23 protein-coding genes and 1 tRNA gene are annotated in these 25,607 nt (G+C 64.7%); 14 read left to right on the top strand and 10 right to left on the bottom strand.

Annotation, left to right across the window (positions count from 1 at the left end):
* Window positions 1-169: 169 nt before the first annotated feature.
* Entirely contained in the window at window positions 170-919 is a 750-nt protein-coding gene (locus ACVIGB_RS12240; RefSeq protein ID WP_456725194.1) for a lytic murein transglycosylase, read from the top strand.
* Between the two features lie 92 nt (window positions 920-1,011).
* Window positions 1,012-1,419 (top strand): hypothetical protein, encoded by a 408-nt coding sequence (locus ACVIGB_RS12235; RefSeq protein ID WP_173637262.1) that lies wholly within the window; start codon window positions 1,012-1,014, stop codon window positions 1,417-1,419.
* A 21-nt stretch (window positions 1,420-1,440) separates the two neighbouring features.
* Here the strand turns inward: ACVIGB_RS12235 and ACVIGB_RS12230 are convergent, their stop codons facing one another.
* Window positions 1,441-1,827 (bottom strand): YciI family protein, encoded by a 387-nt coding sequence (locus ACVIGB_RS12230; RefSeq protein WP_092115067.1) that lies wholly within the window; start codon window positions 1,825-1,827, stop codon window positions 1,441-1,443.
* A 492-nt stretch (window positions 1,828-2,319) separates the two neighbouring features.
* Here ACVIGB_RS12230 and ACVIGB_RS12225 point away from each other — a divergent pair.
* A tRNA-Gly gene (locus ACVIGB_RS12225) sits at window positions 2,320-2,393 on the top strand.
* A gap of 224 nt (window positions 2,394-2,617) precedes the next feature.
* Entirely contained in the window at window positions 2,618-2,767 is a 150-nt protein-coding gene (locus ACVIGB_RS12220) for a hypothetical protein (protein ID WP_171947620.1), read from the top strand.
* Between the two features lie 500 nt (window positions 2,768-3,267).
* Here ACVIGB_RS12220 and pyk read toward each other — a convergent pair whose 3' ends face one another.
* The 6 genes from pyk to ACVIGB_RS12190 all read right to left on the bottom strand — a co-directional run bounded on the left by pyk (window position 3,268) and on the right by ACVIGB_RS12190 (window position 9,660).
* Window positions 3,268-4,683 (bottom strand): pyruvate kinase, encoded by a 1,416-nt coding sequence (gene pyk / locus ACVIGB_RS12215; RefSeq protein WP_456722504.1) that lies wholly within the window; start codon window positions 4,681-4,683, stop codon window positions 3,268-3,270.
* A gap of 3 nt (window positions 4,684-4,686) precedes the next feature.
* Window positions 4,687-5,982, bottom strand: coding sequence for a glycerate kinase type-2 family protein (locus tag ACVIGB_RS12210; protein ID WP_456722505.1), 1,296 nt, complete (start codon window positions 5,980-5,982; stop codon window positions 4,687-4,689).
* Window positions 5,972-7,291, bottom strand: coding sequence for an oxalate/formate MFS antiporter (gene oxlT / locus ACVIGB_RS12205; protein ID WP_092115063.1), 1,320 nt, complete (start codon window positions 7,289-7,291; stop codon window positions 5,972-5,974). Before oxlT ends, ACVIGB_RS12210 begins: the two co-directional genes overlap by 11 nt.
* 65 nt (window positions 7,292-7,356) lie before the next feature.
* The gene (locus ACVIGB_RS12200; protein WP_456722506.1) at window positions 7,357-8,139 is read right to left on the bottom strand and encodes a fumarylacetoacetate hydrolase family protein; all 783 of its coding nucleotides are present in this window, start codon (window positions 8,137-8,139) and stop codon (window positions 7,357-7,359) included.
* 5 nt (window positions 8,140-8,144) lie between these two features.
* Window positions 8,145-9,161 carry a 2-dehydropantoate 2-reductase gene (locus ACVIGB_RS12195; protein WP_456722507.1) on the bottom strand — a complete coding sequence of 339 codons (1,017 nt, stop codon included), beginning with the start codon at window positions 9,159-9,161 and terminating at the stop codon, window positions 8,145-8,147.
* Window positions 9,162-9,246: 85 nt separating this feature from the next.
* Complete coding sequence (locus ACVIGB_RS12190; protein WP_456722508.1) at window positions 9,247-9,660, bottom strand: CBS domain-containing protein; 414 nt, start codon at window positions 9,658-9,660, stop codon at window positions 9,247-9,249.
* 237 nt (window positions 9,661-9,897) lie between these two features.
* Between ACVIGB_RS12190 and ACVIGB_RS12185 the strand changes: the two genes are divergently transcribed.
* From ACVIGB_RS12185 to ACVIGB_RS12165, 5 genes are all read left to right on the top strand, one after another.
* The gene (locus ACVIGB_RS12185) at window positions 9,898-10,740 is read left to right on the top strand and encodes an IclR family transcriptional regulator (protein WP_456722509.1); all 843 of its coding nucleotides are present in this window, start codon (window positions 9,898-9,900) and stop codon (window positions 10,738-10,740) included.
* Window positions 10,741-10,932: 192 nt separating this feature from the next.
* Entirely contained in the window at window positions 10,933-12,720 is a 1,788-nt protein-coding gene (gene gcl, locus ACVIGB_RS12180; RefSeq protein WP_456722510.1) for a glyoxylate carboligase, read from the top strand.
* Between the two features lie 38 nt (window positions 12,721-12,758).
* Entirely contained in the window at window positions 12,759-13,544 is a 786-nt protein-coding gene (gene hyi, locus ACVIGB_RS12175; RefSeq protein ID WP_092115059.1) for a hydroxypyruvate isomerase, read from the top strand.
* Between the two features lie 123 nt (window positions 13,545-13,667).
* A complete protein-coding gene (locus tag ACVIGB_RS12170) occupies window positions 13,668-14,555 on the top strand; it encodes a 2-hydroxy-3-oxopropionate reductase (RefSeq protein WP_456722511.1) in 888 nt (295 codons plus the stop codon).
* Between the two features lie 151 nt (window positions 14,556-14,706).
* Window positions 14,707-16,299: a gamma-glutamyltransferase family protein gene (locus ACVIGB_RS12165; RefSeq protein WP_456722512.1), complete on the top strand. Its 1,593-nt coding sequence runs from the start codon at window positions 14,707-14,709 to the stop codon at window positions 16,297-16,299.
* A gap of 53 nt (window positions 16,300-16,352) precedes the next feature.
* Here ACVIGB_RS12165 and ACVIGB_RS12160 read toward each other — a convergent pair whose 3' ends face one another.
* The 3 genes from ACVIGB_RS12160 to ACVIGB_RS12150 form a co-directional block, all read right to left on the bottom strand.
* On the bottom strand, window positions 16,353-17,090 hold the full coding sequence (locus tag ACVIGB_RS12160; protein ID WP_456722513.1) for a TetR/AcrR family transcriptional regulator: 738 nt from the start codon (window positions 17,088-17,090) through the stop codon (window positions 16,353-16,355).
* 142 nt (window positions 17,091-17,232) lie between these two features.
* Window positions 17,233-18,453: an amidohydrolase family protein gene (locus tag ACVIGB_RS12155; protein ID WP_456722514.1), complete on the bottom strand. Its 1,221-nt coding sequence runs from the start codon at window positions 18,451-18,453 to the stop codon at window positions 17,233-17,235.
* A gap of 17 nt (window positions 18,454-18,470) precedes the next feature.
* Window positions 18,471-19,454, bottom strand: a complete 984-nt coding sequence (locus ACVIGB_RS12150) for a polysaccharide deacetylase family protein (RefSeq protein ID WP_456722515.1) — start codon at window positions 19,452-19,454, stop codon at window positions 18,471-18,473.
* Between the two features lie 142 nt (window positions 19,455-19,596).
* Here ACVIGB_RS12150 and ACVIGB_RS12145 point away from each other — a divergent pair, with 142 nt between their 5' ends.
* The 5 genes from ACVIGB_RS12145 to ACVIGB_RS12125 all read left to right on the top strand — a co-directional run bounded on the left by ACVIGB_RS12145 (window position 19,597) and on the right by ACVIGB_RS12125 (window position 25,598).
* Complete coding sequence (locus ACVIGB_RS12145) at window positions 19,597-20,799, top strand: ABC transporter substrate-binding protein (protein ID WP_456722516.1); 1,203 nt, start codon at window positions 19,597-19,599, stop codon at window positions 20,797-20,799.
* A 40-nt stretch (window positions 20,800-20,839) separates the two neighbouring features.
* Window positions 20,840-21,715: a branched-chain amino acid ABC transporter permease gene (locus ACVIGB_RS12140; RefSeq protein ID WP_176530589.1), complete on the top strand. Its 876-nt coding sequence runs from the start codon at window positions 20,840-20,842 to the stop codon at window positions 21,713-21,715.
* Window positions 21,712-24,246 carry a branched-chain amino acid ABC transporter ATP-binding protein/permease gene (locus ACVIGB_RS12135; RefSeq protein WP_456722517.1) on the top strand — a complete coding sequence of 845 codons (2,535 nt, stop codon included), beginning with the start codon at window positions 21,712-21,714 and terminating at the stop codon, window positions 24,244-24,246. Before ACVIGB_RS12140 ends, ACVIGB_RS12135 begins: the two co-directional genes overlap by 4 nt.
* Before the next feature lie 15 nt (window positions 24,247-24,261).
* On the top strand, window positions 24,262-25,203 hold the full coding sequence (locus ACVIGB_RS12130; RefSeq protein ID WP_456722518.1) for an oxamate carbamoyltransferase subunit AllH family protein: 942 nt from the start codon (window positions 24,262-24,264) through the stop codon (window positions 25,201-25,203).
* A gap of 206 nt (window positions 25,204-25,409) precedes the next feature.
* On the top strand, window positions 25,410-25,598 hold the full coding sequence (locus ACVIGB_RS12125) for a hypothetical protein (protein ID WP_456655227.1): 189 nt from the start codon (window positions 25,410-25,412) through the stop codon (window positions 25,596-25,598).
* Window positions 25,599-25,607 lie beyond the last annotated feature (9 nt).

The raw sequence follows: 25,607 nt of genomic DNA, 5'->3' as shown, positions 1-25,607 counted from the left end.
TATCGTGACGGTCCGCGGCCGAATCTGAGGCGGATCGTTCATCGCCGGGTCATCTACATCGGGCCATCGTCAGCGCCGCGCCCGCGAGGGGCGGCGGCACATTTTTCGGAGGAGGTTTCGGATGATCAGGGGCTGGCAGATTGCGACGTCGGCGCTCGCCATCGTCGTGATGGTTGCAACGCCGGGCGCAGAAGCGAAGGCGGCGCAGTGCGGCAACGGGCCCGGCGGATTCGAAGCCTGGAAAGAGCAGTTTGCCGGCGAGGCGAGGGCCAAGGGCGTCGGCGCCACCGCGATCGACGCGTTGATGCAGGCACATTACGCCAGTGCGACGATCGCCGCGGATCGCGGCCAGCGCAGTTTTGGCCTGTCGCTCGAGCAGTTCATGGCCAAGCGTGGATCTGCGACCATCGTGGCGCGCGGCCGTTCGCTGAAGCAGTCGCAGGCGGCGCTGTTCGCCTCGATCCAACAGCGCTACGGCGTGCCGCCGGGACCGCTGATCGCGATCTGGGGCATGGAGAGCGGCTTCGGCAGCCAGCGCGGCAACCAGAACATGCTGTCGTCGATCGCGACGCTTGCCTATGACTGCCGTCGCCCGGACTTCTTCACCGACCAGCTCTATGCTGCGCTGAAGCTGATCGACCGCGGTACTTTGTCCGGGAGCACGCGCGGTTCGATGCATGGTGAAATCGGCCAGACCCAGTTCATGCCGAAGAACGTCCTCGCCTACGGCACCGGCAATCTCGACGTCGCCGCCAATGCGCTGAGCTCGACGGCGAACTTCCTGCACGCCCATGGCTGGCGCGCTGGCGCCGGTTATCAGCCCGGGGAACCCAACTTCGCCGCGATCGAGGCATGGAACGCAGCGCAGGTCTATCAGAAGGCGATCGCCATCATGGGACGGCAGATCGACGGCCAATGAGCGCAGGGCAGGGTTCCTTCACCCCAGGTTCCTTCACTCCCTGTTAACGCAACGGTGCCCAGATCGTTTGCGGTGAAACGGAGCTAGGCTCCATGCTCAAGAACGGCACCTATGCGGCGTGGTTTCGAACGTCGCTCGCTGACGGCACCGGCATCGTGCACGTGGCCGATGGCAGGCTGTGGGGCAGCGATGCCATCATGCTCTACAGCGGCACCTACGAGGTCGACGGCGAGCGCTTCTCCGCCGTTCTCACGGCCAGACGGCACTCCGACGGACATTCGACCGTGTTCGGCACCGACGATCTCGTGGTGCGGCTCGACGGCGTCTCGAGCGGCGCAATCGCAACCTGCAAGGGCAGGGCCGATGCCGTGCCCGATCTCGCCTTCGAGGTGACGCTGATTCCGAGCCACGAGGTGACACCCGAGCCGCCGCCGGATCTGCCGCTGCCGAAGTTCGATCCGAGCAAGCTGCCGAAATTGCCGAAACGCTCGAGCCGTTGAGCAGCTCTCCAGGCGCGATCTCTATGCGTCGCTCGGGCCCGCGGTTTCCGGAAACGGTGCGCCGGGAGTGTAGCGCTTCAGCGCGCGGATCTCGTAGACCGCCGACGGGTTGACGCTGCGCAGGTCGCGCGCCGCGGCGATCGCTTCTGCTTCATCGGCGCAATCGATCACGTAGAAGCCCAGCAGCTGCTCCTTGGTCTCCGAGAACGGGCCGTCGATCACGATGCCGTGGCCGGGCCCGCGCAGGGTGCTGGCGTTGCGGGTCTCGCCGAGCCGGGCAGCCGGGCCGAGCCGCCCCTTCAACCGTTGACGGACCTCGCGCAGACCCGCCATGACGGCTGCGTCCTCATCGGCGCTCCACGACTGGACCTCGGCTTCGACGTGATAGGCCAGGATGGCATAAAGCATCTCGTGAGCTCCTCATTTCTGATGCGGCAGGCCCAAGGACGGCCCAAAGCCGGCCACGCCGACATTTCATGTGTAGCGGACCGGCCGGTTTTTGTGCTGCGACAAGGTATCCCGCCGGCGGCATGGCGGCGGCGAATCGCGCGGCCCGGACAGCCAAAAAAGGCGCGGCGAAATCGCTTCCGCCGCGCCCCCGGATTTGTTGTCTCGCTGGTCAGGGCTGAGAGCGCCCCGATGCCAGGCTGATTACTCAGAGCCTAGCGGGCGATCCCAGCGAGGTGACAGCGCTTGAGACAAGACACTAGATCACCTCCTTTCTTTGTTGATGGGACCAGCAATATAGGTGGCGAATCTGCCGCTGTTAAGGCCGCCGTCCGTCCCATCCGGGCCAGGAACCGGCCGGATTGCGCGAACATATTCTGGTTCACCGGCGCATAAGGACGCCCGCCGAGGCAGTTGAGACGGCCGTCCGGCCGTGTTAGGTGATCGCTCGATGCGGGTGTAGCTCAATGGTAGAGCAGCAGCCTTCCAAGCTGAATACGAGGGTTCGATTCCCTTCACCCGCTCCAGTCTTTTCAATCACTTGCGGCACCGCCTCGACCCTATTCGGGCAAAGGGGCCGCTGCTCCTGCGGACAAAATCCGCGCTTTGGTCGTGCACCGCAGCGCTTCCTAGTGCCGGCAAGATCACGCCGAGCGCTTCAGGTGGGCGCGCTGCAATGGCGCGCGGCATCCGTATTGAACTAGGCCCAAGATAGCGGCGACCAATTGTCGGTAGACTGGAGGACCACGACATGCCCGACTGGATTCTCGCGCCGATCTGTGTGGTCGCACTGGGCGGCTTTATCTGGTTCGCATTTCGACAGGGTTTCAGGGTCAAGCCCGACGAGAACAACCGCGACCATCCGACTTTGCCCCTTGGGCCGGACGGGTCGTGGCGCTAAGGGCAGCGTCGAGCGACAGCTGCTGCCGGCGCCACACCTGCGTGGCCCATGGTCGTGGTGAGATCGTGATGCGGCCGAGGGTGCCAGGGACGGGTATCAACGGCGTCCTTTGCGGTCGGCGACCCTACGCCTTTTGGAGCATGCCGATCGTCACGTGAACCTTCTGCCCAGATGTGTAGACGTAATAGCTACCGGGATTTTGCATTTCCTTCCTGGGGCTAGAGCCGGCGCCGTCCGCATGCATTTTAAGCGGGCGGTGTTGTGCTGATCTGAACCACCGCCCCGTCGCAGCATCCCGCTCCCGCGCGCGGAGGCGGCCCATGAAGCGCATACCCACGAGCGAAGCGATCATCACCGTCGCCTTGTTGGTGATATTCGCGCTCGTGATCTGGTTTGGCGCTATGCCTTGAGACTCAGGCGGCCGGCGCAACGAGCCCGAGAAATCTCGACGGGTCGGATGCGTAGGGTGTTTGGGACCGCGATGCTGGCGGATGGCTCCGTCAGGGGAGCGAAACGACTCGCAGGTTGTTCGTGCTTCCCGCCTGCCCAAAGGGAATGCCGGCGACAACGACCAGCAGATCCCGGCTTGATGCAAACTGCTCTGCATGCGCGAGAGCCGTCGCGCGCTCGACCATCTCCTCATAGCTCCCGACATCGTCGGACAGAACGCTGTGCGCGCCCCAAAGCAGGCACAAGCGACGCGATACTTCGCGGCTCGGGGTAATGGCGAGGATCGGCAGGCTCGGCCGCTTGCGCGCGACGCGTGCGGCCGTGGTGCCGCTCGACGTGTAGGCCACGATGGCTGCGGCGTGAATGACGGAGGCGAGGTCGGCGGCGGCCGTTGCAACCGCATGCGGCGGCGTCTGCTCTTCGCCGGGCTGGGTCGCCTCGACGATCGAGCGGTACATCTTGTGCTGCTCCGTGCTGCGGATGATGCGATCCATCATCTCGACGGCCTCGCGCGGATAGTGGCCCGTCGCGGATTCCGCCGACAGCATCACGGCGTCTGCGCCGTCATAGATCGCGGTCGCAACATCGGAGACTTCCGCGCGCGTCGGGGTTGGCGCTGCGACCATGGAGTCCAGCATTTGCGTGGCGACGATCACGGGCTTCACCGCGAGACGGCAAGCCCGCACCAGCTCCTTCTGGCGCCCGGGCACGTCCTCATGTGGAATTTCGACGCCGAGATCACCCCGCGCAACCATGATGGCGTCGCACAGCTGGATGATGTCGTCGATCCGCTCGAGTGCTGCCGGCTTCTCGATCTTGGCCATCAGGCCGGCGCGGTCGCCGACCAGGCTTCTCGCCTCGATGATGTCGGAGGGCTTCTGCACGAAGGACAAGGCGACCCAGTCCACGCCGAGGTTCAGACCGAACTCCAGATCGAGGCGGTCCTTGGTGGTGAGCGGCGAAAGGTCGAGCACCGTCCCCGGCAGATTAACGCCCTTGTGGTTCGAGATCGTGCCGCCGACGATCACCTTGGCTTCGATGAAATCGGCACCGAGCCCCGTAACGCGAACCCGGACCCTGCCGTCGTCGATCAGAAGGTCGTGGCCGGGGGCCACGGCGGCAAAGATTTCCCGATGCGGGAGCGGAATCGAGGATCGGTCGCCGTCCGATCCGGACAGCACGAACCGGATGGTCTCGCCGGCCGCCACGATAATCTTGCCATCGCGCAAGGTGCCGACGCGGATCTTCGGACCCTGGAGGTCCATCAGAATGCCGATCGGCCGGCTGACTTCCTGTTCCAGCTTTCGGATCGCGGCATGGATGCTTGCGTGGTCGCTCTGGGTTCCGTGGCTGAAGTTCAGACGGAACGTATCGACGCCGGCCAGCAGCAGTGCCTTGAGCATCTCGGGGGAACTGCTGGCGGGGCCGACGGTCGCGACGATCTTGGCCCGTCGATGACGACGCATGGGTCACCTCATTGCTGGCTTGCCGGCCGCAATCAGCACGGCACGGATATCGTTGACATTGGTAAGCGTTGGGCCGGTGCGCACGAGGTCTCCAAGGCGGTCGAAGAACGTGTAGCTGTCATGGGCTGCCAGATAGGCCCGTGCGTCGAGACTGCTCGCGGCTGCGCGCCGCAGCGTATCCGGACTGATCAAAGCTCCAGCCGCATCTTCCGTTCCATCAATACCATCGCTGTCTCCGGCAATCGCCCAGATATCGGACGTACCGGACAGGGCGATGACAAGCCCGAGCAGGAATTCGGTGTTGCGGCCGCCGCGCCCCGCCGGCCCGCGTCCGATCGTCACCGTCGTCTCGCCGCCGGACAGCAGCACGGCAGGGGCAGGGCCGGGCTGCGCATGGCTTGCGACCGAGCGGGCGATGCCCGCCATGACGGTTCCGAGTTCGCGCGCCTCGCCTTCGATCGCGTCTCCAAGGATGATCGGGGTCAGGCCTTCATCCCGCGCGGCCCTGGCCGCAGCATCAAGCGCGTGGAAAGGCGCTGCAAGGATGCGGACATCGGCCTCGATCTCGCCGGGTTTTGGGGTCTCGTCGGCTTGCGCGAGGACAAGCCGCGCCGCGTCCGGCAGGTCGATTGCAAACCGGCTCACGATCTCCTGCGCATCGGCTTTTGTGCTGCTGTCCGGCAGCGAGGGACCGGAGCCGATCGCGGTGGGATCGTCGCCGGGAATATCTGAGATCACGAGGGTCGTGACGTGGGCGGGGCGGGCGGCGAGCGCCAGCCGTCCGCCCTTGATCGCGGACAAATGTTTGCGGACGACGTTCATCTCGGCAATCGTTGCGCCGCTTGCAAGCAGGGCCCGGTTGACCGCCTGCTTGTCGGCGAGGGTCATCGGGGATGCAGGAAGGGTCATCAGGGCCGAGCCTCCGCCGGACATCAGGGCGATGACGAGATCGTCCGCTGAAAGCCCCTGAACGGCATCGAGCATGCGAAGGGCGGCGGCTTTGCTCGTGTCGTCAGGCACGGGGTGAGACGCCTCGAGCACTTCGATGCGGCCCGCGGGGACCGAATGACCGTGGCGCGTCACCACGACACCTGAAAGGTCGACATCAGGCCAGGCCGCGTCGAGGCCTGCCGCCATCGCGGCAGAAGCCTTGCCGGCGCCGACGACGATGCATCTGCCCTTCGGCTTTGCCGGCAGGGCGCGCGCAATGGTTATCCTTGGATCGCAGCTGGCGATGGCAGCATCGAAGATCTTCCGGAGCGCCGTCCGAGCCCGCGAGCCCGTCCAATCAGTGTTCAATCGCCGCACTCCGGCCAGGTGCAGGCGCGATCGCGGCCTTTGCCGTCGTCTCACTGCCGAGAATGAAGGCGCGCCGCATCGGCTTGATCACCAGCAAGGCCGTGAGAGCTGCGGTCGCATTGAGCGCAACCGCGACGATGAACACGGCCTGCCAGCCGAGCTGCGAGGAGATGATGCTCGCAAGCGGTACGAGCAGTGCCGCGGTGCCCTTCGCCGTGTAGAGCATGCCGTTGTTGGTGGTTGCGTATTTGGCGCCGAACGTGTCGCCCGACGTCGCCGGAAACAGGCTGTAGATTTCGCCGAAGACGCCGAAATAGACCGCCGTGGCCAGCACGAAAACAACCGGAATGTGGCCGTAGGTGGACAGCGTCAGCAACATCAGCGCCGCAGTCGCGAACGCAATGAACATCGTGTGCTCGCGGCCGATTGTGTCGGAGACCCAGCCGAAGAATGGACGGCCGAAACCGTCGAAGACACGATCGAGCGAGATGGCAAAGGTCAGCGCCGCCATCTGGAAGCCCGCCAGGGTGACTGGCGTATCCGCGATCTTGAAGTCGTGGGCGATCGGCCCGATTTGCGCGGCGGTCATCAACCCGCCGGAAGCAACCATGACGAACACCAGGTACATGACCCAGAAGATCGGCGTGCGCAGGACCTGAGGCGGCGTGTAGTCGATTGCGCTCTGCGGCAGGTTGAGCTGCTTTTTCCGCGGGGCCTCGACGCCATGCGGCGGGCGGACGAACCAGGCCAGCAGGAGAACGATGAGGCCTTGCCCGATTCCGAACGTCAGAAAGGTGCTTTGGTAGCCGCTGGCGGCAATCATGTTGGCGATCGGCACGACGGTGAGGGCTGCGCCGGCGCCAAAGCCTGCGGCGGTCGCGCCTGCGGCGAGGCCGCGCCGGTCCGGAAACCATTTCAGCGCGTTGCCGACGCAAGTGCCGTAGACGGCGCCGGCGCCGATGCCCGCGACAATAGCTGCTGTGTAGAGCATGATGAGAGAAGAGGCGTATGAGTTCAGCACCCAGGCCAAACCGATCATCAGCCCGCCGAACATGATGACGATGCGCGGGCCGTATTTGTCCACGAACCAGGCCTCCACCGGCACCAGCCATGTCTCGGTCATCACGAAGATCGTGAAGGCGAGCTGGATGGCCGGACGGCCCCAGTGAAACTTCGCGTCGATCGGATCAACGAACAGCGTCCACCCGTATTGCAGGTTGGCGATCATCGCCATGCAGACGATGCCGATCGCGAGCTGGAGCCAGCGGAAGCCGCCGGGCGACGATGCCGCTTTCGTGCTGGAGATCATGTGCGCTCCCAAAGAGAATGGTGGTCGTTTGGTCCGGCTGCGTCGGGCTGTCGTCCTGCCGCCGCCTACTGACGAAATTCGTTGGTCAACTCGCCGATTCCGTCGATCGCGATGGTGACCGTATTGACCGGCTCCTTCATCACTCCGACGCCGATCGATGTCCCGCAGCAGATCAGGTCGCCGGGCAACAGCGTCATGTCGTGTGAAATCTTGCTGACCAGCGCCTGCGCGCTGAAGATCATGTCGGCGATCGGATAATTCTGGCGCTCCACGCCGTTGAGGATGGTGCGCACGACAAGGCGTGCGGGGTCGACGCCCGAGGCAATCACGGGACCGAAGGGGCCATATCCGTCAAAACCCTTGGCCCGCGCCCATTGCGGGAAGGTCGGATCGCGGTTGAGAATGTCGGCGGCGGTGACGTCGTTGGTGCAGGTGTAACCGAATATGAAGGCGTCGGCCTGTTCGGGGGCGACGGCCGTGCAGCTCTTGCCGATGACAATGCCGAGCTCGCCTTCGTAGGTCGTCTTGCCGTCGTAGCCCAGGGGGCGCTTGATGACGGCGCCAGGCGCGGTCACGCTGGTCTGGGCTTTCAACAAATACAGCGGTTCGGCCGGCTCAGCTGATTTCAGCTTCGCCGCCAGTGCGTGAAAATTGTTCCAGAGCGCGATGATCTTGCTCGGCTCGGTTGGAGCGAGCAGCTCGACCTCGTCAAGCGCCAGCGTCTGTCCAGTCGGTCGTGTGTCGCCGAACATCTCTCCTGCGTGCACGGAGATGCCGGAGCGGGTGAGTTGCCCGAAGCCGATTTCGGCATGGTGGCGGAAGCGGACCCAGCGCGTCACATTGGCCATCGCGATCACGCCACCGCAAGCGATTGGGCTTCGACGCCGGCCGCCCCGTCATAGAGGCCTGCCAGTCTGGTGCGCTGCGCGACCAGCGCGAGCACCGCGTCGAGTGCAGGCGTCGCAATACCCGTCATCCGGCCCATCTCCTGCACCACGGTGATCAGCGGATCGATCTCGACGGGACGTCCGCGCTCGAGATCCTGCAGCATCGAGGTCTTGTGCGCGCCGACCTTGCGTGCGCCCTCGATGCGGCGTTCGACATCGACCCGAAACTTGACGCCGAGGCTTTCCGCGATCGCCTGGGCCTCCAGCATGATCGCTCTGGACAGCGCGCGCGTGCCGGGATTGGTGCAGATCACGTCGAGGGTCGCGTGGGTGAGGGCGCTGATCGGGTTGAAGCAGACATTGCCCCACAGCTTGAGCCAGATCTCGTCGCGGATGCGGTCGAGGACCGGCGCCTTCATGCCCGCTGCCGCGAACAGGGCGGCAAGCCGCTCGACATCAGGTGTGATCTCACCGGAGGGTTCGCCGAGCGGAAAGCTGTTGCCGTAGACGTGGCGGATCACGCCGGGCGCCTCGATTTCGGTGGCGGGATAGACCACGCAGCCGATGGCACGCGCGGGATCGAGCTCGTTCCACTGCCGTCCGCCGGGATCGATGCTCTCGAGCGCCGATCCTTCGTGCCGTCCGCCATGCTTGTAGAAATACCAATAGGGGATGCCGTTGACGGCGGTGACGATGCGGGTCCGCTCACCCAGCAGCGGGCGCATCGGTTCGATGACGCCGGTGATCGAATGCGCCTTGAGGCAGATGATGACGAAATCCTGTTCGCCGAGTTCGGCGGGATTATCGGTACAGCAAGGATGTACCACGCGCTCCTCTTCGCCGATCAGGAGCTTCAGGCCATTCTGCCGCATCGCGGCGAGATGCGGGCCCCGCGCGACCAGGCTGACATCGGCGCCAGCGCGCATAAATTCGACACCGAGATAGCCGCCGATGGCACCGGCGCCGTAGATGCAGACCTTCATGAAATCCTCGCGAGCAGAGTGGGGACACAGCATGAGCCGCAACGGCTCGAACCGAATTGCGTGGCAATGGCCTCGGGAAAATCCGTCAGGCCGCGCAGGCGGCTTCTTCCAGGGCCAAGCCGATGTCGCGCATGCTCACGACGCCGACGAGCCGGCCGTTGTCGATGACGGGGATATGGCGGATGTCGTGACGGATCATCAGACGCTCGACATCGGTGAGCGCGTCCTGCGAAGTGCAGGACACCAACGGCCGCGGCGAAATGAACTGCGCGACTTTCGCGGCAAGACCGCCCGTGCCGCGCTCGGCGATCACAGCGACGACGTCGCGCTCGCTGAACATTCCGACCACCGCGGCGTCGACGCTGCGCGAGGCGTTCCTGACCACCAGTGCGCCGACATTGCTCGCGTACATCAGGTTCGCCGCAATGCTCACGGTTTCGCTCGAGCCGATCGTCACCACGTGCGCACTGTTGGTGCGAAGGATGTCCCCGACATACATGGCATGGTCCTCCCGGTTACAGAATTGGGTCGTTAAGAAACAATCGTGGTATACATTATCCCAGAAGTCAAACAAAAGAATCGGCGTGTTCTGTAAGAAAATGGCAAAAATACTGACCTATTCTTCAGTTCTGCTGCCTTGACTCAGACGCCGTTTGGTATGCCATATGCCAATTGTGACGCTCGTTATCGGCGAGCAATTTCGTTCTGAACCGCAACCGGTTAGGGGCAGGTCGTGATGAAAAGAGAGCCGATCCGGCGCAAGCCGTCCGATCCCGATTTTCGCGCGCAGCCGGATCAGGACCCGCGAGACGGCGGCGTTCAATCGGTCGATCGCGCGCTGCAAATCATGGAAGCGCTTGCAGAGGATGACGAAGGCTATCGGCTGACCGATCTTGCGATCCGCATCGGCTTGCCGCCGTCGACGGCTCACCGGCTGCTGACGACGCTAGAGAATCGCAGGTTCGTGCAGTTCGACCGCGAAGAGTCGAAGTGGCACATCGGCGCGCAAAGCTTCGTGGTCGGCTCGACCTTCATGCGCCGTCGCAATTTTTCCGCGCGGGCATTGCCCTATCTGCGCAAGCTGCGCGACCAGACCAGGGAAACCGCCAATCTTGCAGTGGTCGATGATGATTCCATCATCGTCGTATCCCGCATCGAAAGCCGGGAGATCATGCGTTCGCTGACCAAGGTCGGCGGACGCGTGGCGCTGATCGCCTCGGGCGTCGGGAAGGCGGTGCTGGCCGCATATTCCGATGCCGACATCAACGCGATCATCCGCCGTCGCGGCATGCCGCGCCTGACGGAAAAGTCGATCATTCGGCCGGGCGAGCTGTTCAGGGAATTGGAGACCGTGCGACGCCAGGGCTATGCGGTGGACGATGAAGAGGCGCGGCTCGGCCTGCGGTGCGTCGCCGCAGTCGTCTTCAACGATTGCAGCGAGCCATTCGCCGCGGTTTCAGTGTCGGGGATGGCGGATCGGCTGACCGACGCGCGCTTGCCGGAGATCGGCGCCATCGTGCACCAGATCGCAGCCGAGCTCTCCGCAGAGCTTCGCGGCAGCAGCTGCACGCAACCGTAGCAGGGCGCAAGGCCTGCGGCTGTTCTCGCCGTTGCCGGTTTCCATTCTTTCGCAGGCGCTAATCACTTGGAGACATGCAAGAAATCGCAAGCCTTGCCATAGCGCGGAAAATCTAATCGTTTGCGTTGAGATCGATGATCGCGGGCCTGATGATCATGCTCAGGCCAACTCATAGCGAAGCGGGATCATCAGATGAAAATGCGAGCAGTGGATGCAGCAGTGCGCATTCTCGAACGCGAGGGGATCACCTGCGCGTTCGGCGTTCCCGGCGCCGCGATCAACCCGCTTTACTCCGCGCTGAAGCGCAACGGCTCGATCCGGCACATTCTGGCGCGCCACGTCGAAGGCGCCTCGCATATGGCGGAAGGCTATACCAGGGCGAAAGCGGGCAATATCGGCGTTTGCATCGGCACATCGGGCCCCGCCGGGACCGACATGATTACCGGCCTCTATTCGGCGATCGCGGATTCGATTCCGATCCTCTGCATCACCGGTCAGGCGCCGCGGGCGCGGCTCTACAAGGAAGATTTCCAGGCCGTCGACATCGAGGCGATCGCAAAGCCGGTGACGAAATGGGCCGTCACCGTGCGCGAGCCGGCGCTGGTGCCGCGCGTGCTCAGCCAGGCTTTCCATGTCATGCGGTCGGGGCGGCCGGGACCGGTGCTGATCGATCTTCCCCTCGATGTGCAGCTGGCCGAGATCGAGTTCGACGACGAGATCTATTCGCCGCTGTCGGTCTACAAGCCTGCGGCGACGCGCAAGCAGATCGAGAAGGCGCTCGAGATGCTCAACGCCGCCGAGCGGCCGCTGATCGTGGCCGGCGGCGGGGTGATCAACGCCGATGCGTCCGAGCTGCTGGTCGCGTTCGCCGAAGCGGTCAACGTTCCGGTGGTCCCGACGCTGATGGCGTGGGGCGCCATTCCGGACGATCACGCGCTGATGGCCGGCATGGTCGGCTTGCAGACCAGCCATCGCTACGCCAACGCCACGATGCTCGAATCCGATTTCGTGCTCGGCATCGGAAACCGCTGGGCCAACCGGCATACCGGTTCGATCGAGACCTACACCAAGGGTCGCAAATTCGTCCATGTCGACATCGAGCCGACACAGATCGGACGGGTTTTCAATCCGGACCTCGGCATCGTGTCGGACGCCAAGGCCGCGCTGGAAATGTTCGTGAGCATCGCCCGGGAGTGGCGGAAGTCCGGCAAGCTGCGCGATCGGCAGGCCTGGCCCGCAGCCTGTCGCGACCGCAAGCGCTCGATGCTGCGCAAGAGCCACTTCGACAACATCCCGATCAAGCCGCAGCGCGTCTACGAGGAGATGAACAAGGCCTTCGGCCGCGACACCTGCTACGTGACGGTGATCGGATTGTCGCAGATCGCGGGTGCCCAGTTCCTCAACGTCTATCAGCCGCGCAACTGGATCAACGCCGGGCAGGCCGGTCCGCTCGGCTGGACGTTGCCCGCCGCGCTCGGCGTGCGCGCCGCCGATCCCGACCGCGACATCGTCGCGCTGTCGGGTGACTACGACTTCCAGTTCCTGATCGAGGAGCTCGCGGTCGGAGCGCAGTTCAATCTGCCCTACATCCACGTCGTCGTGAACAATTCATATCTCGGGCTGATCCGGCAGGCGCAGCGCGGCTTCGACATGGACTATCACGTCCAGCTCTCGTTCGAGAACATCAACGCGCCCGAGATCGGCGCCTACGGTGTCGACCACGTGACCGTCGCAGAGGGGCTCGGCTGCAAGGCGATCCGCGTGACGGATCCGAACGAAGCACAGGCCGCGTTCGCGACCGCGCGCGAGTTGATGGCCAAGTATCGCGTGCCCGTGGTGGTGGAGTTCATTCTCGAACGGGTCACCAATATCGCGATGGGAACGGAGATCGACAACATCGTCGAATTCGAGGAGGTGCTCGATCTTCCGCTCGATGACGTGCCGAGCGCACAACGATCCGGCACGCTGTTGCCGGCCTGACGACATCATTAGCGCTGCTCCAAGCGGAGATTCCACCCGTGCCTCAATTTGCCGCCAACCTCACCATGCTCTTTAACGAGCTGCCGTTCCTCGATCGGTTCGCCGCCGCCAAGGCCGCGGGCTTCAACGCAGTTGAATATCTTTTTCCCTATGACTTCGAAAAGGGCGCGTTGCGGGAGGAACTGGCGCGCTGCGGCTTGACCCAGGTGCTGCACAATCTTCCGGCCGGCAATTGGGCTGCCGGCGAGCGGGGCATTGCGATCCTGCGCAATCGGGTCGATGAATTTCGCGACGGCGTGGTGCGCGCGATCGACTACGCGAAGGCGCTGGATTGCCGGCAGCTGAACTGCCTGGTCGGCATCGCTCCCGCCGGTGCTGATGCAGCAGAGCTGCGCGAGGTCCTGGTGTCGAATCTACGCTTCGCCGCCGGCGCGCTCGGACAGCATGGCATCAAGCTCCTGATCGAACCGATCAACACGCTCGATATTCCCGGCTTCTTCCTGAGCGGGACGGAACAGGCGGTGCAGCTCATTGCCGACGTTGGCTCATCCAATTTGTTCATCCAGTACGACATCTATCACATGCAGATCATGGAAGGTGATCTGGCGCGGACCCTGCAAAAGCATCTCGACCGGATCGCGCATGTCCAGCTCGCCGACAATCCTGGCCGTAACGAGCCGGGGACCGGCGAGATCAACTATCCCTATTTGTTCAAGTATCTCGATAGCATCGGATATCGCGGCTGGATCGGATGCGAATACAAGCCGCGGACGACCACGCTCGAAAGCCTTGCCTGGCACGCCGCGCAGACCTTCGTGACCTAGAGTTCTCCCGTTCCGATTGAATCGGAATGGAGCCCTGGATTTTTGCTTTGACGCGTTTTCTCCACGCGAACGGTATCCGCTTCGCAGGAGAACATCCAATCCGCCTGACAGGAGCGACGACAAATGAAAGACATCGGATTTATCGGGCTTGGCACCATGGGACGTCCGATGGCGAGCCACCTCCTGGCTGCCGGTTATCGCCTGTTCCTGCACGACGTCGCACCTCTTCCGCCAGAGCTGATTGCAGCCGGCGGCGTCGCTTGCGAGTCCGCGAGGCAAGTGGCGCAGGAAACGGACGCCGTGATCATCATGGTGCCGGACACGCCGCATGTGGAAGCCGTGCTGTTTGGTCAGGGCGGTGTCGCGGAGGGGGTCTCCAAAGGTATGATCGTGGTCGACATGAGCTCGATCTCGCCGCTGGCGACCAAGGAGTTTGCACGGAAGATCGATGCGCTCGGGGCCGACTATCTCGACGCGCCGGTTTCCGGCGGCGAGGTGGGCGCAAAGGCGGCGAGCTTGACCATCATGGTCGGCGGGCGGGAGCGGGCGTTCAACGCGATGAAGCCCCTGTTCGACGCGATGGGGAAGAATGTCACGCATGTCGGCGGCAATGGCGACGGCCAGACCACCAAGGTTGCGAACCAGATCATCGTGGCGTTGACCATCGAGGCGGTCAGCGAGGCCCTGCTGTTTGCGTCCAAGGCGGGCGCCAATCCTGCGCTGGTGCGCAAGGCGCTGATGGGCGGCTTTGCCTCGTCCCGGATCCTTGAAGTGCACGGCGAGCGCATGCTGAAGCGCAATTTCGATCCAGGCTTTCGCATCGAACTGCATCAGAAGGATCTCAACCTCGCGCTGGAAGGCGCGCGGGCGCTCGGGTTGTCGCTGCCGGGCACCGCGGCAGCTCAGCAGCTGTTCAACGCCTGTACCGCCCTCGGCGGCAAGGCCTGGGATCATTCCGCAATTCTGAGAGCGCTGGAAGTCATGGCGGCTCACGAGGTGGCGGCTGCCTGAGCTTCATGCAATGGTCACGGTGCCGAACTTCAATGGCGAGCCCCGGTGACGATCGCGACGGCCCGGCACCCGTATCCCAAAGAGCGATCTCTGGCTCCTTGACACGGTAAGTAAAAATATTATTACATACCGTGCTTGGGAGAGAGGGCTGATGTTGCAGACAAAACGAAGCTATGGCGGCATGGTGACCGCACCGCACCACCTGGCGGCGCAGGCTGGACTCGCGGTCCTGTCGGAAGGTGGCAATGCAATTGAGGCGATGATCGCCTCGGCCGCGACGATTGCCGTGGTCTATCCGCATATGAACGGCCTCGGCGGCGACAGCTTCTGGCTGGTCGGCCGTGCCGGTTCGATGCCGGTCGGGATTCAGGCTTGCGGACGCGCCGCGATGGCGGCGGATCGCGGCTGGTATCGCGAGCGTGGCTGCAGCAGCATTCCCGGTCGCGGCCCGCTGGCCGCGCTGACCGTCGCCGGGACCGTCGACGGCTGGCAGAAGGCCTATGAGCTCAGCCGCGATCGTCATGACGGTCGGCTACCGATGGCGCGGCTGCTCGAGCCCGCAATCCGGCATGCCGAGGAGGGCGTCGCCGTCACCAGCACGCTGCACGAGAACATCCGCAAGAAGCGGCATGAGCTCGAAGGTGTGCCCGGCTATGCCGAGGTTTATCTGCCGCAAGGCACCCCGCTCGCGCTCGGTGCGCGGCTGCGGCAGCCGCGTGTCGCCGAGACGCTGCGGCGTCTGGCCCAGGCCGGGCTGTCTGATTTCTATCGCGGCGAACTGGCGCGCTCAATGGCGGCCGACCTCGAGCGGGTAGGGAGCCCGCTGCGGCTCGCTGATCTGGAGCGGCATCAGGCATCGCTGGTGACGCCGCTGTCGGTCGAGGTGTCCGGACACAAGGTCTTCAACATGCCTCCGCCGACGCAGGGGCTGGCCTCGCTCCTGATCCTGGCACTTTATGCCCGGCGCATCGCTGACGAAGCCGACGGCGTCGATCATCTGCACAGGCTCGTCGAATGCACGAAAGCTGCGTTTCGTATTCGCAACGGCCATGTGACCGATCCCGACTACATGAATCGGCCGGCCGCTGAATTCCTGTCCGAGGAGTCGCTCGCCGCGCTTCACGAAACGGTATCCGACCGCCGCGCCGCGCCGTGGCCCGATCCATCCAAGCAGGGCGATACGGTGTGGCTCGCTGCGACCGATCGCAGCGGACTCAGCGTCAGCTTCATTCAAAGCGTCTACTGGGAATTTGGTTCGGGTGTCATCCTCCCCGAGAGCGGAGTCACCTGGCAAAATCGCGGAACGAGCTTCAGCCTAAACGAGACCGATACCAATCGGTTGGATCCGGGACGCCTGCCGTTCCACACGATCCAGCCGGCGATGGCCGAACTCGGCGACGGGCGGCTGATATCCTTCGGCACGATGGGCGGAGAGGGGCAGCCACAGACCCAGGCCGCCATCTTCTCTCGCTACGCCATGCACGGCCAGGAGCTGCAGTCCGCGATTACCGCGCCGCGCTGGTTGCTCGGTCGGACCTGGGGCGAGGAAAACAACAATCTGAAGATCGAATCCCGCTTCGATCCCGCGATCATCGATCGGCTCCGCGCGCTCGGCCACGACATCCAGGTGACCGGTCCGTTCGAGGAGTTCATGGGACACGCCGGTGCGATCGTCTGGCATCCGGATGGCTTGATGGAAGGAGCCAGCGATCCGCGCAGTGACGGCGTCGTTGCGACCCGCTGAGGGGCATTCCCGGCGCGCGATCCGCACGATATTGCGTCGTGCGGCTTGCCCCGCTAGCGGGACGGCTTGCTGAGGCGCGTCGTCGCCTTCGATGCTGCTGACCTGTCCTTGCGTGCCCCGGCAGGGGCCGTCAGCCAGGTCAGGATCATGTCCTGCGCATGCTCGCGCCGCAGCTCGAGCCAGTCAGACGCGCCGAGGTCCTTGTCGAACATCGCCGACAATGTGTACCGGTTGGAAACGTGGAAATAGCTCATCGCGGTGATTGAGACATAGAGCTGGATGGGATCGACGTCACCGCGAAACAGGCCCGCCGCCACGCCGCGCCGCAGAATGCTTTCGATGCTTGCAACCAGGGGCAAAGTGAGATCGGCAATCTTGCGCGACTTGCGCATATTGCGTCCGCGTTGAAGGTTCTCGGTGTTGATCAGGGCGATGTAGTTCTGGTGCTGCCCGAAGAACGTGAACGTGAAATCGATCAACCCGCTCATTGCGGCGATCGGCTCGAGATCATCCAGGTTCAGCCGCTGTTCGGCGGCGCGAATTTCGGTGTAGACGTCCTCGAGGACGGCAATGTAGAGCCCGTTCTTGTCGCCGAAATAGGCGTAGAGCAGGCGCATGTTGGCCTTGGCGCGCTGCGCAATGGCCTCGACGCGTGCGCCGCCGAGGCCATTGTGACAGAACTCGAAGGTCGCGGCGCGCAGGATCGCTTCCTTGGTGAGCGCGGAGTCGCGAGGCCGCTTTCCGCGTGTGGTGGTGCGGGTGGGGCTGGTCGGTGCTGTCGTCTCTGTCACGGCGTCAACCTTGCCTGGGCTCGGGTATTCACGCAGGGCACGTCCGCATCAGGCCACATCGGGCAGCGGACCGGTTCCCGGCGCAAGCAGCTGGGATTGAGATCGGCATTGCGACTGTTCGTCAAGTGCGATTCCTCCATGTTCACTGCTTCCGGGCGCCGGCTGCCACCATCACGCCGTTGTGCGCGACGAGTCGGCCAGCCTTGTAGACATCGCGTGGCTTGGGACGAGCGACCACGGCTTCCTGGACATGCCGGGCGTCCAGCACGACGAAATCCGCCGTCCCGCCGACGGTGAGGCCGTAGTCCTTGAGGCCAAGCGCGCGCGCTGCGTTGGTCGTCACCATGTCAAAGGCCGCGGCCAATTGATCGTCCGTGTTGAAGCCGGAGCGATAGCCGACCATCATTGCGCGTTCGAGCAGGTCGCCGTCGCCGTAGGGCCACCAGGAATCGCGGATGTTGTCGTTGCCGGAGAACACGGTGACACCGGCATCGCGGAGCAGCAACACGGGCGGAAATGCGTGCGCGCCCGGGGCATTGGTGAGAATGGCGACGCCGGCCTCGGCAAGCTGCTGCGCGGTACGCTGAGCCACGTCGCTAGCCACTTCGCCGAGCGCGTAGGCATGACTGATCGTGACCTTGCCGCCAAGACCCGACGCTTTGGTGCGTCGCGCGATCTCCTCGATCTCCGAGATGCCCTGCAGACCGCCGTCATGCAGGTGAATATCGATGCCGACGCCATGCCGTTCGGCGATCCCGAAGACGACGTCGAGATGCCCGGCGACGTCACCATCATGGCCTGCGGGATCAAGTCCGCCGACCAGATCGGCGCCGGCGCGAACGGCTTCCTCGAGCAATTTGGCCGTTCCGGGCGATGTCAGGATGCCGCTCTGGGGAAACGCGACGATCTGGATCGAAAGCTTCTCCCGGTGCGCCTCCCGCGCGGCGGCGATCGGTTCGAAATGTCGCAGGCCGACCTCGGCGTCGACATCCACATGGCTGCGCATGTGAGTGGTGCCCTGCGAGACGCAAAGGTCGATCAGGGCCGCGGCCCGAATTGGGATCGGCTTGGCGCCGGCGAGCGCTTCCTTTTCGAATTTGACGCGCTCGCGCACGTTGAAGCCCGCGGTGCAGGGCCGATGCGGCTTCCAGTCGTCGCCGATGAAGCATTTGTCGAGGTGGATGTGACCTTCGACCATGCCGGGGAGCACCAGGCGTCGGCCAAGGTCGCGCCTTTCGCCGACTGCGCCGTAGCTTTGCGGGGACGACGCGATCGCCACGATCTTGCCGCCGCGGACGGCGATTTCGACCAGCTGGCCGTCGGTGAGCCGCGCGTTCTGAAAGAGTGTGTCGATGGCAGTCAATTTGGGTCTCCAGTTTCTTATGTCGGGACGATGCCGTCGGGCAGGGCGCGCGAAAATGCCGCGATCTCACCGGCGGTGGTGATCCAGATGTCTTCGCGCCTTGCGACGATCGCCTGCAGGGCGCGTCGCAGCGGCCGCAGCCGGTGCGGCTGGCCGACCAGGTATGGATGCAGCGCGATGCCCATCACCAGCGACTGCTTGGCGGATTGCGTAAGCATCTCCTCGAATGTGTCCGTGATCATGGTCGCAAACTGTTCGCCGCTGTCCTTGCGCCCGACAATCGAGGGGATGTCGTTCAGTTCCTGTGGATAGGGCACGGACAGGATCCGCCCGCCATCCCTTGTCGAGAACCACACCGGCTGATCGTCCATGCACCAGTCGAGCAGATATTGGTAGCCCGCTTCAGCGAGAAGGTCCGGGGTCACGGCGGATTGCGAGATCCACGGACCGAGCCAGCCAAGTGGCCGTCGCCCCTCGGCACGCGCGATGACATCGGTCGCCTCCTCGATCAGTCGCTGCTCCTCGGCAGGTGAGAGCACGCCCTGCCGTTCGGAATTGGTTCGTCCATGGCCGACGACCTCGTCGCCGCGCGCGCGAAATGCGTCCATGACCTCCGGGCAGTAGTGATAGATGCTGCTGTTCGCGAGCACGGAGATCGGCAGTTTCAACTGGTCGAACAGATCGATGAGCCGCCACACGCCGACCCGGTTGCCATAATCGCGCCAGGCGTAGTTGAGGACGTCCGGATGTGGACCGCCCGGGCAGAGTTCGGCGCCAAGTCCATCGCCGAAAGCGAAATGCTCGAGGTTGAGCGCGATGTAAACTGCGAGCCGCTTTCCGTGTGGCCATACGAAGTCGGGGCGGCGCGTGATCGCGCTGTAGCGATAGCGGTCATGAGAGATGAGACCGCGCGCTGCATCCGCCGCTTGCGCGGATGTTGCACCGCCGAGAACGCCAGGTGAGGTGGCCCGCTCCGGTTCCGCTCCAGTCTCCCGTTGCATTGCAATCTCCATTCGGCGCGCGATCAGCCGCTTGACATTCGTCAATTTGTGAAGAAAGTTTTTACTTCCGTCAAGGCCGCGGAGACGGCGGCAGCGGACCAGAGGCGGCTCGGGAGCCGTCGGAGCGGGAGGAATTGCAGAAATGAGCTACGCTTGTACCCCCATCACCGGGTTGTGCCGCCGCGTTGTCTTGCAGGGCGCGCTCGCCATTCTCATCGGCTCTGTGCCGCTTGCGGAGCGGGCGCAGGCCGCCGAGCCGATCAAGATCGGCCTGGTCACCGCGCTGTCGGGGCAGTCGGCGCGCGCCGGCGAAGCATTGACCCGCGGCGCCACCATCGCGATCGAGGAGATCAACGCGAAAGGGGGCGTGCTCGGCCGTCCGCTGGAGCTGGTGCGCCGTGACGATGAAAGCAATCCCGCGAAGGGGCTGACCGCCGCGCGCGAACTGATCCAGCGCGAGAAGGTCGCGGTGCTGCTCGGCGGTCTCGATACGCCCGTCCAACTCGCGATCGTGCCGTTCGTCAACAACGTCAAGATGCCGTTCGTGGTGCCATGGGCCGCCGGCACCAACATCACGCAGAACGGCGCCGCCTCCAACTACGTGTTCCGCGTCTCGGCGATGGACGACGAGGTCGACAAGGCGATCGTTGCGTTCGCCGGCAAGACCTTCGCCGCCAAGAAGCCGGGCCTCATCCTGGTCAACAATCCCTGGGGCGAATCGAACGAGCATGGCCTGCGCGCGGCGCTGAAGGCGGCCGGGATCGAACCGGCGGGTGTCGAGAAGTTCGAGGCGAACGATGTCGACGTGGTCGCGCAATTGTCCCGGCTCAAGCAGGCCGGCGCCGACTCCCTGTTCCTGGTCGGCAATGTCGGTCCATCCTCGCAGGTCGTGAAATCGCTCGACCGGATGGGTTGGGCACCGCCGATCGTGTCGCATTGGGGGCCTGCCGGCGGCCGCTTCACCGAGCTCGCCGGGCCGAGCGCCGAGAGCGTCGTGTTCGTCCAGACCTACAGCTTCTTCGGCAACCTCTCGCCGGTCGGCAAGCGCGTGCTCGCCGAGTTGCAGGCGAAGTATCCGGACATCAAGGGCCCGGCGGACGTGACGCCCGCGGTCGGCTTCGCCAACGCCTATGACAGCGTCCTGGTGATCGCCGGCGCGATCCAGAAGGCCGGCAGCACCGATCCGACCGCCATTCGTGACGGCTTCTACGGAATCGACCGGCTGGAAGGCCTGATCAAGACCTATGAAAAGCCGTTCGCCGAGGACAAGCACGATGCGCTGACGGCGCAGGACTACATCTGGGCCCATTTCGAAGACAACCACATTTTGCCGTTCAAGAACTGACGGCAGCGGTCGTCCAGCAAGCAGATCGGGGTGATCATCGATGTCGTTTCTTTCGGCGATAATAACCGGAATGGCGCTGGGGAGCATGTACGGTCTGCTCGCGCTGGGCTTTCACGTCACGTACGCCGTATCCGGCACGGTCAACTTCTCGCAGGGCAGCTCGATGACCCTGGGAGCCGTTGCCGGATACTTCTTCCTCATCGTGTGGGGCTGGCCGGCCGCGATCGGCATCCCCGCGGTGCTGCTGGTCTGCGCGGTTTACGGCGTTCTGATTGAACGCTTCGCGGTTCGTCCGTTCGTGCTGCGCGGGTCGGACAACTGGCTGATGGCGACCGTTGCGGTCGGCATCATCGTCGACAATGTGATGCTGTTCGTGTTCGGCAAGGAGCCGCGCAGCTTCCCGTCGATGCTCGCGGCCAAGCCGATCCAGATCGTGGAGGGGGCAGGGGTCTACCCCCTGCAGCTCCTGATTCCCGTGGTCGGCCTCTTGCTTGCGCTGGCGCTGCATCTGATCACCCGCCGCACGCGGCATGGCGTCGCGATGCTTGCAGTGGTGCAGAATCCCAATGCCGCGCGGCTGATGGGCATCAATGTCAGCGGCGCAATTGCCGCAAGCTACGCAGTGTCGGCCATGCTGGCAGGCGTCGCCGCGCTGCTGATCGCGCCGCTGTTCAACGTCTCGTCCGAGATGGGCACGCTGTTCGGCATCAAGGCGTTCGCCGCCGCCATCATCGGCGGTCTCGCCAGCGCCTGGGGCGTCATGCTGGCCGGATTATGTCTTGGCTTGATCGAGGTGTTCGCGACCAACTATCTCGGGTCGGTCTACACCCAGATCATCACGTTCGCTTCCGTCATCGTCATCCTCGTCGTCATGCCGCACGGGCTGCTCGGCCGAGCTGGAGTTAAGAAGGTATGACCTCGCGCGCCTCCCTTCTCGTCGCGGTCGCGGCGTTCGCGATAGCCATCGGCTATGCCGCGGTCGCGGACAGCTATTCGGTGTTTCTGATCGCAACGATCTCGCTGACGGCGATCGGCTGCATCGGCCTCAACGTCCTGCTCGGCCTCGCGGGCCAGATATCGCTCGGCCATATCAGCTTCATGGCGATCGGTGCGTACACCACCGTGCTGCTGATGGAGAAGGCTGGCTGGCCATACCTCGCCGCGACGGCGGGGGCCATCGTGCTGGTCAGCATCGTCGGCGGGCTGCTCGCTATGCCGGCGCTGCGCGTGCGCGGGCCGTATCTGGCGATGGTGACGATTGCCTTTGGCTTCATCGTCGAGCATGTCACGATCGAGTGGCGCGACCTCACCGGCGGCGGCAACGGCCTGATGCTGAGTGCGCCGCCGAGCGTGTTCGGCTATGCGCTGTCCGAGCGTTCGCTTGCCATCGCCGGTGTCGTGCTGGTGTTTGCCGGCCTCATCCTGTTCGAGCGGCTGAAGCGCAGCGGCTGGGGCTACGCCATGCGTGCCGCCCGCGATACCGAGGTCGCGACGCGCTCGCTCGGCATCGATCTGGTGCAGGTCCGCGCCGTGGCCTTCGTGATCTCGGCGGCCGCGATGGCGCTGGCCGGCGCGCTGTTCGCGCCGCTGCAGGGCTATATCAGCCCGAGCTCGTTCCCGTTCCTGCAATCGGTGCTGCTGTTGTTCGCGGTGATGGTCGGCGGCGCCGGCTCGGTGCTCGGCCCGGTGATCGGCGCCGCGCTGGTGGTGCTGCTGCCCGAAGCGCTGTCGGACCTCGCCGAGTATCGCCTGCTGGCCTTCGGCGTGCTGCTGTTCGTCGTGCTGCGCGCCGCGCCCTCCGGCATCGTTGGCCTCGTGGAGCAACTCGCGGCAAGAGTCCTGCCGGCGCGCAAGCCGGTGGCCGAGCCCGCGATCGCGGCGGCGGAAACCGATGCGGCGATCCTCGAGACCCACAATGCGACGGGGCTCGACGTGACGGATCTCTCGATCTCGTTCGGCGGCGTGCGCGCGGTCCAGGGCGTATCGTTCAAGGCGGCGCCCGGTGCCGTCACGAGCATCATCGGTCCCAACGGCGCCGGCAAGACCAGCGCGCTCAATCTGCTCTGCGGCTTCTATCGGCCGCAGGCGGGGACGGTGAAGCTCGGCGACCGCGATGTCACGGGTATGACGTCGCATTTGCTGGCGCGGGTCGGCGTGGCGCGCACGTTCCAGACCACGCAGCTGTTCGGCTCGCTCACGATCCTGGAAAACATCCTGCTGGCCGAGCGGGTCGGCCGTCTCGGCGGCGTTGTTTCCGCGCTGCGCAACGCCGAGACCGAAGGCTTCGCCCGGTTCCTGCTGCGCTTTGCCGGTGTCGACGGCGATGTCGATCGTCTCGCGGATTCGCTGTCCCATGGCGAGAAGCGGCTGGTCGAGATCGCGCGCGCGCTGGCGTTGCGGCCCCGCATCCTGTTGCTCGACGAGCCCGCGGCGGGCCTCTCCAAGGGCGACAAGCAGCGCCTGACCGCGCTGTTGCGCCGGATCGCCGATCTCGGGATCGCCGTCATCATCGTCGAGCACGACATGCCGATGATCATGTCGCTGAGCGATCTCATCGTCGTGCTCGACGGCGGCAAGCGCATCGCGATCGGCGATGCGGCGGCGATCCGCAACGACCCGCTGGTCCGCAAGGCCTATCTCGGCGACGCGACGCCCGGTGAGAAGAGCCGCACGCCGCGGCCGGCGCGGCAGGGCACCGCACTCGAGGTCAAGACGCTCGATTCGTTCTATGGCCTGTCGCGCGCCTTGAACGGGATCGATCTGGTGGTCGCTCCCGGCGAGGCGGTCGCCGTGCTCGGCGCGAACGGCGCCGGCAAGACCACCCTGATGCGGTCGATCGCCGGTCTCGAGCCGCCGCGCTCGACGGGTGAAGTGCGGCTCGCCGAGACGCGCATCGACAGGATGCCCGCGCATGTTCGTGCCCGCCATGGCGTCGTGCTGGTGCCGGAAGGGCGGCAGGTGTTTCCGGAGCTGACGGTGAAGCAGAACCTGCAGCTCGGCGCCTATGCGCGCAAGGGAATCGATCTCGATGCCGAGATCGAGGCGATGTTCGTGCGCTTCCCGCGGCTGAAGGAGCGCATCGACCAGCGCGCCGGCCTGCTGTCTGGAGGCGAGCAGCAGATGCTCGCGGTGGCGCGCGGCCTTCTGACCGGCCCGAAGATCTACATGCTGGACGAGCCGTCGCTCGGGTTGGCGCCGCTCGTGGTCGATGAGCTGTTTGCGTCCTTTGAGCGGCTGCGCAGCGAGGGCATGACCATCATCGTGGTCGATCAGATGGCAGGCCACGCGCTCGCGCTGGCCGACCGGGCCTATCTCCTGGAGACCGGTGCGATCCTGAAGAGCGGCGCCGCCGACATCATCGCCGAGGATCCGCTGCTCGAGGCGGCCTATCTCGGCGGCGAGGCCCAGGCCGGCGCGCCGCAACGGCTCGCGGCACAGGCACGCTGAGGGAGGCGAGGGCGGATGTTCGTTGGAGGACACGAGGCTGACGGGCGCAAGCCGGATCGCGCGAGCGCGCCGGGCGAGCGGCGTCCCGAACCCGCAGCGACGATCTGTGCCGATGGGGAAGTGGGGCTCCTTGCCGACAGGGCGCTTCGCGATCGCGCCGCGGGCCAGGTCGTCGCCGTGTTCGAACGTTCGTTCTACGCCGTGATCGACGGGATCTGGATCTGCGTTGGACGGATCGGCATCGGATCGGGGCCGCTGCATGTGGTCGGCGACTTCCGATGGCCGGGATTGGCGGTCGGCGATCCGGTGCGGGTCGCGGACTCCATTCTGTGGATCGGAGCGACGCCGCTCGCGAATCTGGCCGCGCGGTCGGTCTGGGCGCCGCCCGCTGTACCACACTGGTCGACGGCCAGCCTGCGACACGGCCTTGATGCGGTCGATGAGGTGTGGGGCGGTGATCTGACTTCGGAGGGCCTGGCCGTGGTCGGGTCCGGACATGCTCCGGGCGACGGCTCTGCGCTGGTTCGGGCTGCCATGCCCGGTCTAGCCGCGCTGGAGCTAATCCTGGCAGGCTCGGATGACGATGCGGATCGAGACTCGGGGCTTGCCAGCCTGATCGGTCTCGGGCCGGGGCTCACGCCGTCCGGCGACGACCTGATCGGCGGTGCGCTGATCGCGCTGGCAGCGCTCGGACGCATCGAATGTCGCGATGCATTGTGGGACCATTGCCGCGCGCTGCTCGACGGCACCAACGACATCAGCCGAATCCATCTGCGCGCGGCGGCGCTGGGCTACGGCGCGGCGGCACTGCACGCTGCCATCCATGCAACGATGAGCGGCGAGGCCGCCGGATTTCATCGCGCCCTCACGGTCCTCACCGCGATCGGGCATTCATCCGGACTGGATGCATTTGCCGGCAGTCTGATCGTCCTGCGCCACGCCTTGCGCGAGCGGTGACGCCGTTGCGGATCAAATTTCGAGTTCTCCCAGACTGCTCCGAACGAAGTTCGGAGCTCTTTTTTTTAAGGCGCAATTGCGCTTCGACCGGTCCGCTGTTCGCGCGGGTATGGAAATTCGCATTCTTCGAGAATCCGGTCTTGACGAAGTAAGTGTTTTCTTATTAACTCGACACAACGAAAACGAACTTGGTTAGGGCGGAGACGATGACGGATCAGGATAGGCCGCAGTATCAGCAGTTGCTGGCGCGCAAGGTCGAAGTTGTGAATGTCGGGCTTGAGGGGTTCGTGAAGGACCTCCGCGACTGCGGCATCGACGTCGTTCACCTCGACTGGAAGCCGTCGGCGGGCGGAGATCCGCAGATGGCGGCCCTGCTCGCGAAGCTCGGTGTGTGAGGGCGCACC

It is taken from the genome of Bradyrhizobium sp. USDA 4341, assembly GCF_054063755.1.
Note: the sequence above shows the minus strand (reverse complement) of the source record. Positions and strands in the feature narration are given on the sequence as shown.

Excerpts from the sequence above, each read along its gene's own strand:
- ACVIGB_RS12240 (WP_456725194.1), top strand. The coding sequence starts at position 170 with ATGGTTGCAACGCCGGGCGCAGAAGCGAAGGCGGCGCAGTGCGGCAAC.
- ACVIGB_RS12235 (WP_173637262.1), top strand. The coding sequence starts at position 1,012 with ATGCTCAAGAACGGCACCTATGCGGCGTGGTTTCGAACGTCGCTCGCT.
- ACVIGB_RS12230 (WP_092115067.1), bottom strand. The coding sequence starts at position 1,827 with ATGCTTTATGCCATCCTGGCCTATCACGTCGAAGCCGAGGTCCAGTCG.
- ACVIGB_RS12220 (WP_171947620.1), top strand. The coding sequence starts at position 2,618 with ATGCCCGACTGGATTCTCGCGCCGATCTGTGTGGTCGCACTGGGCGGC.
- pyk (WP_456722504.1), bottom strand. The coding sequence starts at position 4,683 with ATGCGTCGTCATCGACGGGCCAAGATCGTCGCGACCGTCGGCCCCGCC.
- oxlT (WP_092115063.1), bottom strand. The coding sequence starts at position 7,291 with ATGATCTCCAGCACGAAAGCGGCATCGTCGCCCGGCGGCTTCCGCTGG.
- ACVIGB_RS12200 (WP_456722506.1), bottom strand. The coding sequence starts at position 8,139 with ATGGCCAATGTGACGCGCTGGGTCCGCTTCCGCCACCATGCCGAAATC.
- ACVIGB_RS12195 (WP_456722507.1), bottom strand. The coding sequence starts at position 9,161 with ATGAAGGTCTGCATCTACGGCGCCGGTGCCATCGGCGGCTATCTCGGT.
- ACVIGB_RS12190 (WP_456722508.1), bottom strand. The coding sequence starts at position 9,660 with ATGTATGTCGGGGACATCCTTCGCACCAACAGTGCGCACGTGGTGACG.
- ACVIGB_RS12185 (WP_456722509.1), top strand. The coding sequence starts at position 9,898 with ATGAAAAGAGAGCCGATCCGGCGCAAGCCGTCCGATCCCGATTTTCGC.
- gcl (WP_456722510.1), top strand. The coding sequence starts at position 10,933 with ATGAAAATGCGAGCAGTGGATGCAGCAGTGCGCATTCTCGAACGCGAG.
- ACVIGB_RS12170 (WP_456722511.1), top strand. The coding sequence starts at position 13,668 with ATGAAAGACATCGGATTTATCGGGCTTGGCACCATGGGACGTCCGATG.
- ACVIGB_RS12165 (WP_456722512.1), top strand. The coding sequence starts at position 14,707 with ATGTTGCAGACAAAACGAAGCTATGGCGGCATGGTGACCGCACCGCAC.
- ACVIGB_RS12150 (WP_456722515.1), bottom strand. The coding sequence starts at position 19,454 with ATGCAACGGGAGACTGGAGCGGAACCGGAGCGGGCCACCTCACCTGGC.
- ACVIGB_RS12145 (WP_456722516.1), top strand. The coding sequence starts at position 19,597 with ATGAGCTACGCTTGTACCCCCATCACCGGGTTGTGCCGCCGCGTTGTC.
- ACVIGB_RS12140 (WP_176530589.1), top strand. The coding sequence starts at position 20,840 with ATGTCGTTTCTTTCGGCGATAATAACCGGAATGGCGCTGGGGAGCATG.
- ACVIGB_RS12135 (WP_456722517.1), top strand. The coding sequence starts at position 21,712 with ATGACCTCGCGCGCCTCCCTTCTCGTCGCGGTCGCGGCGTTCGCGATA.
- ACVIGB_RS12130 (WP_456722518.1), top strand. The coding sequence starts at position 24,262 with ATGTTCGTTGGAGGACACGAGGCTGACGGGCGCAAGCCGGATCGCGCG.
- ACVIGB_RS12125 (WP_456655227.1), top strand. The coding sequence starts at position 25,410 with ATGACGGATCAGGATAGGCCGCAGTATCAGCAGTTGCTGGCGCGCAAG.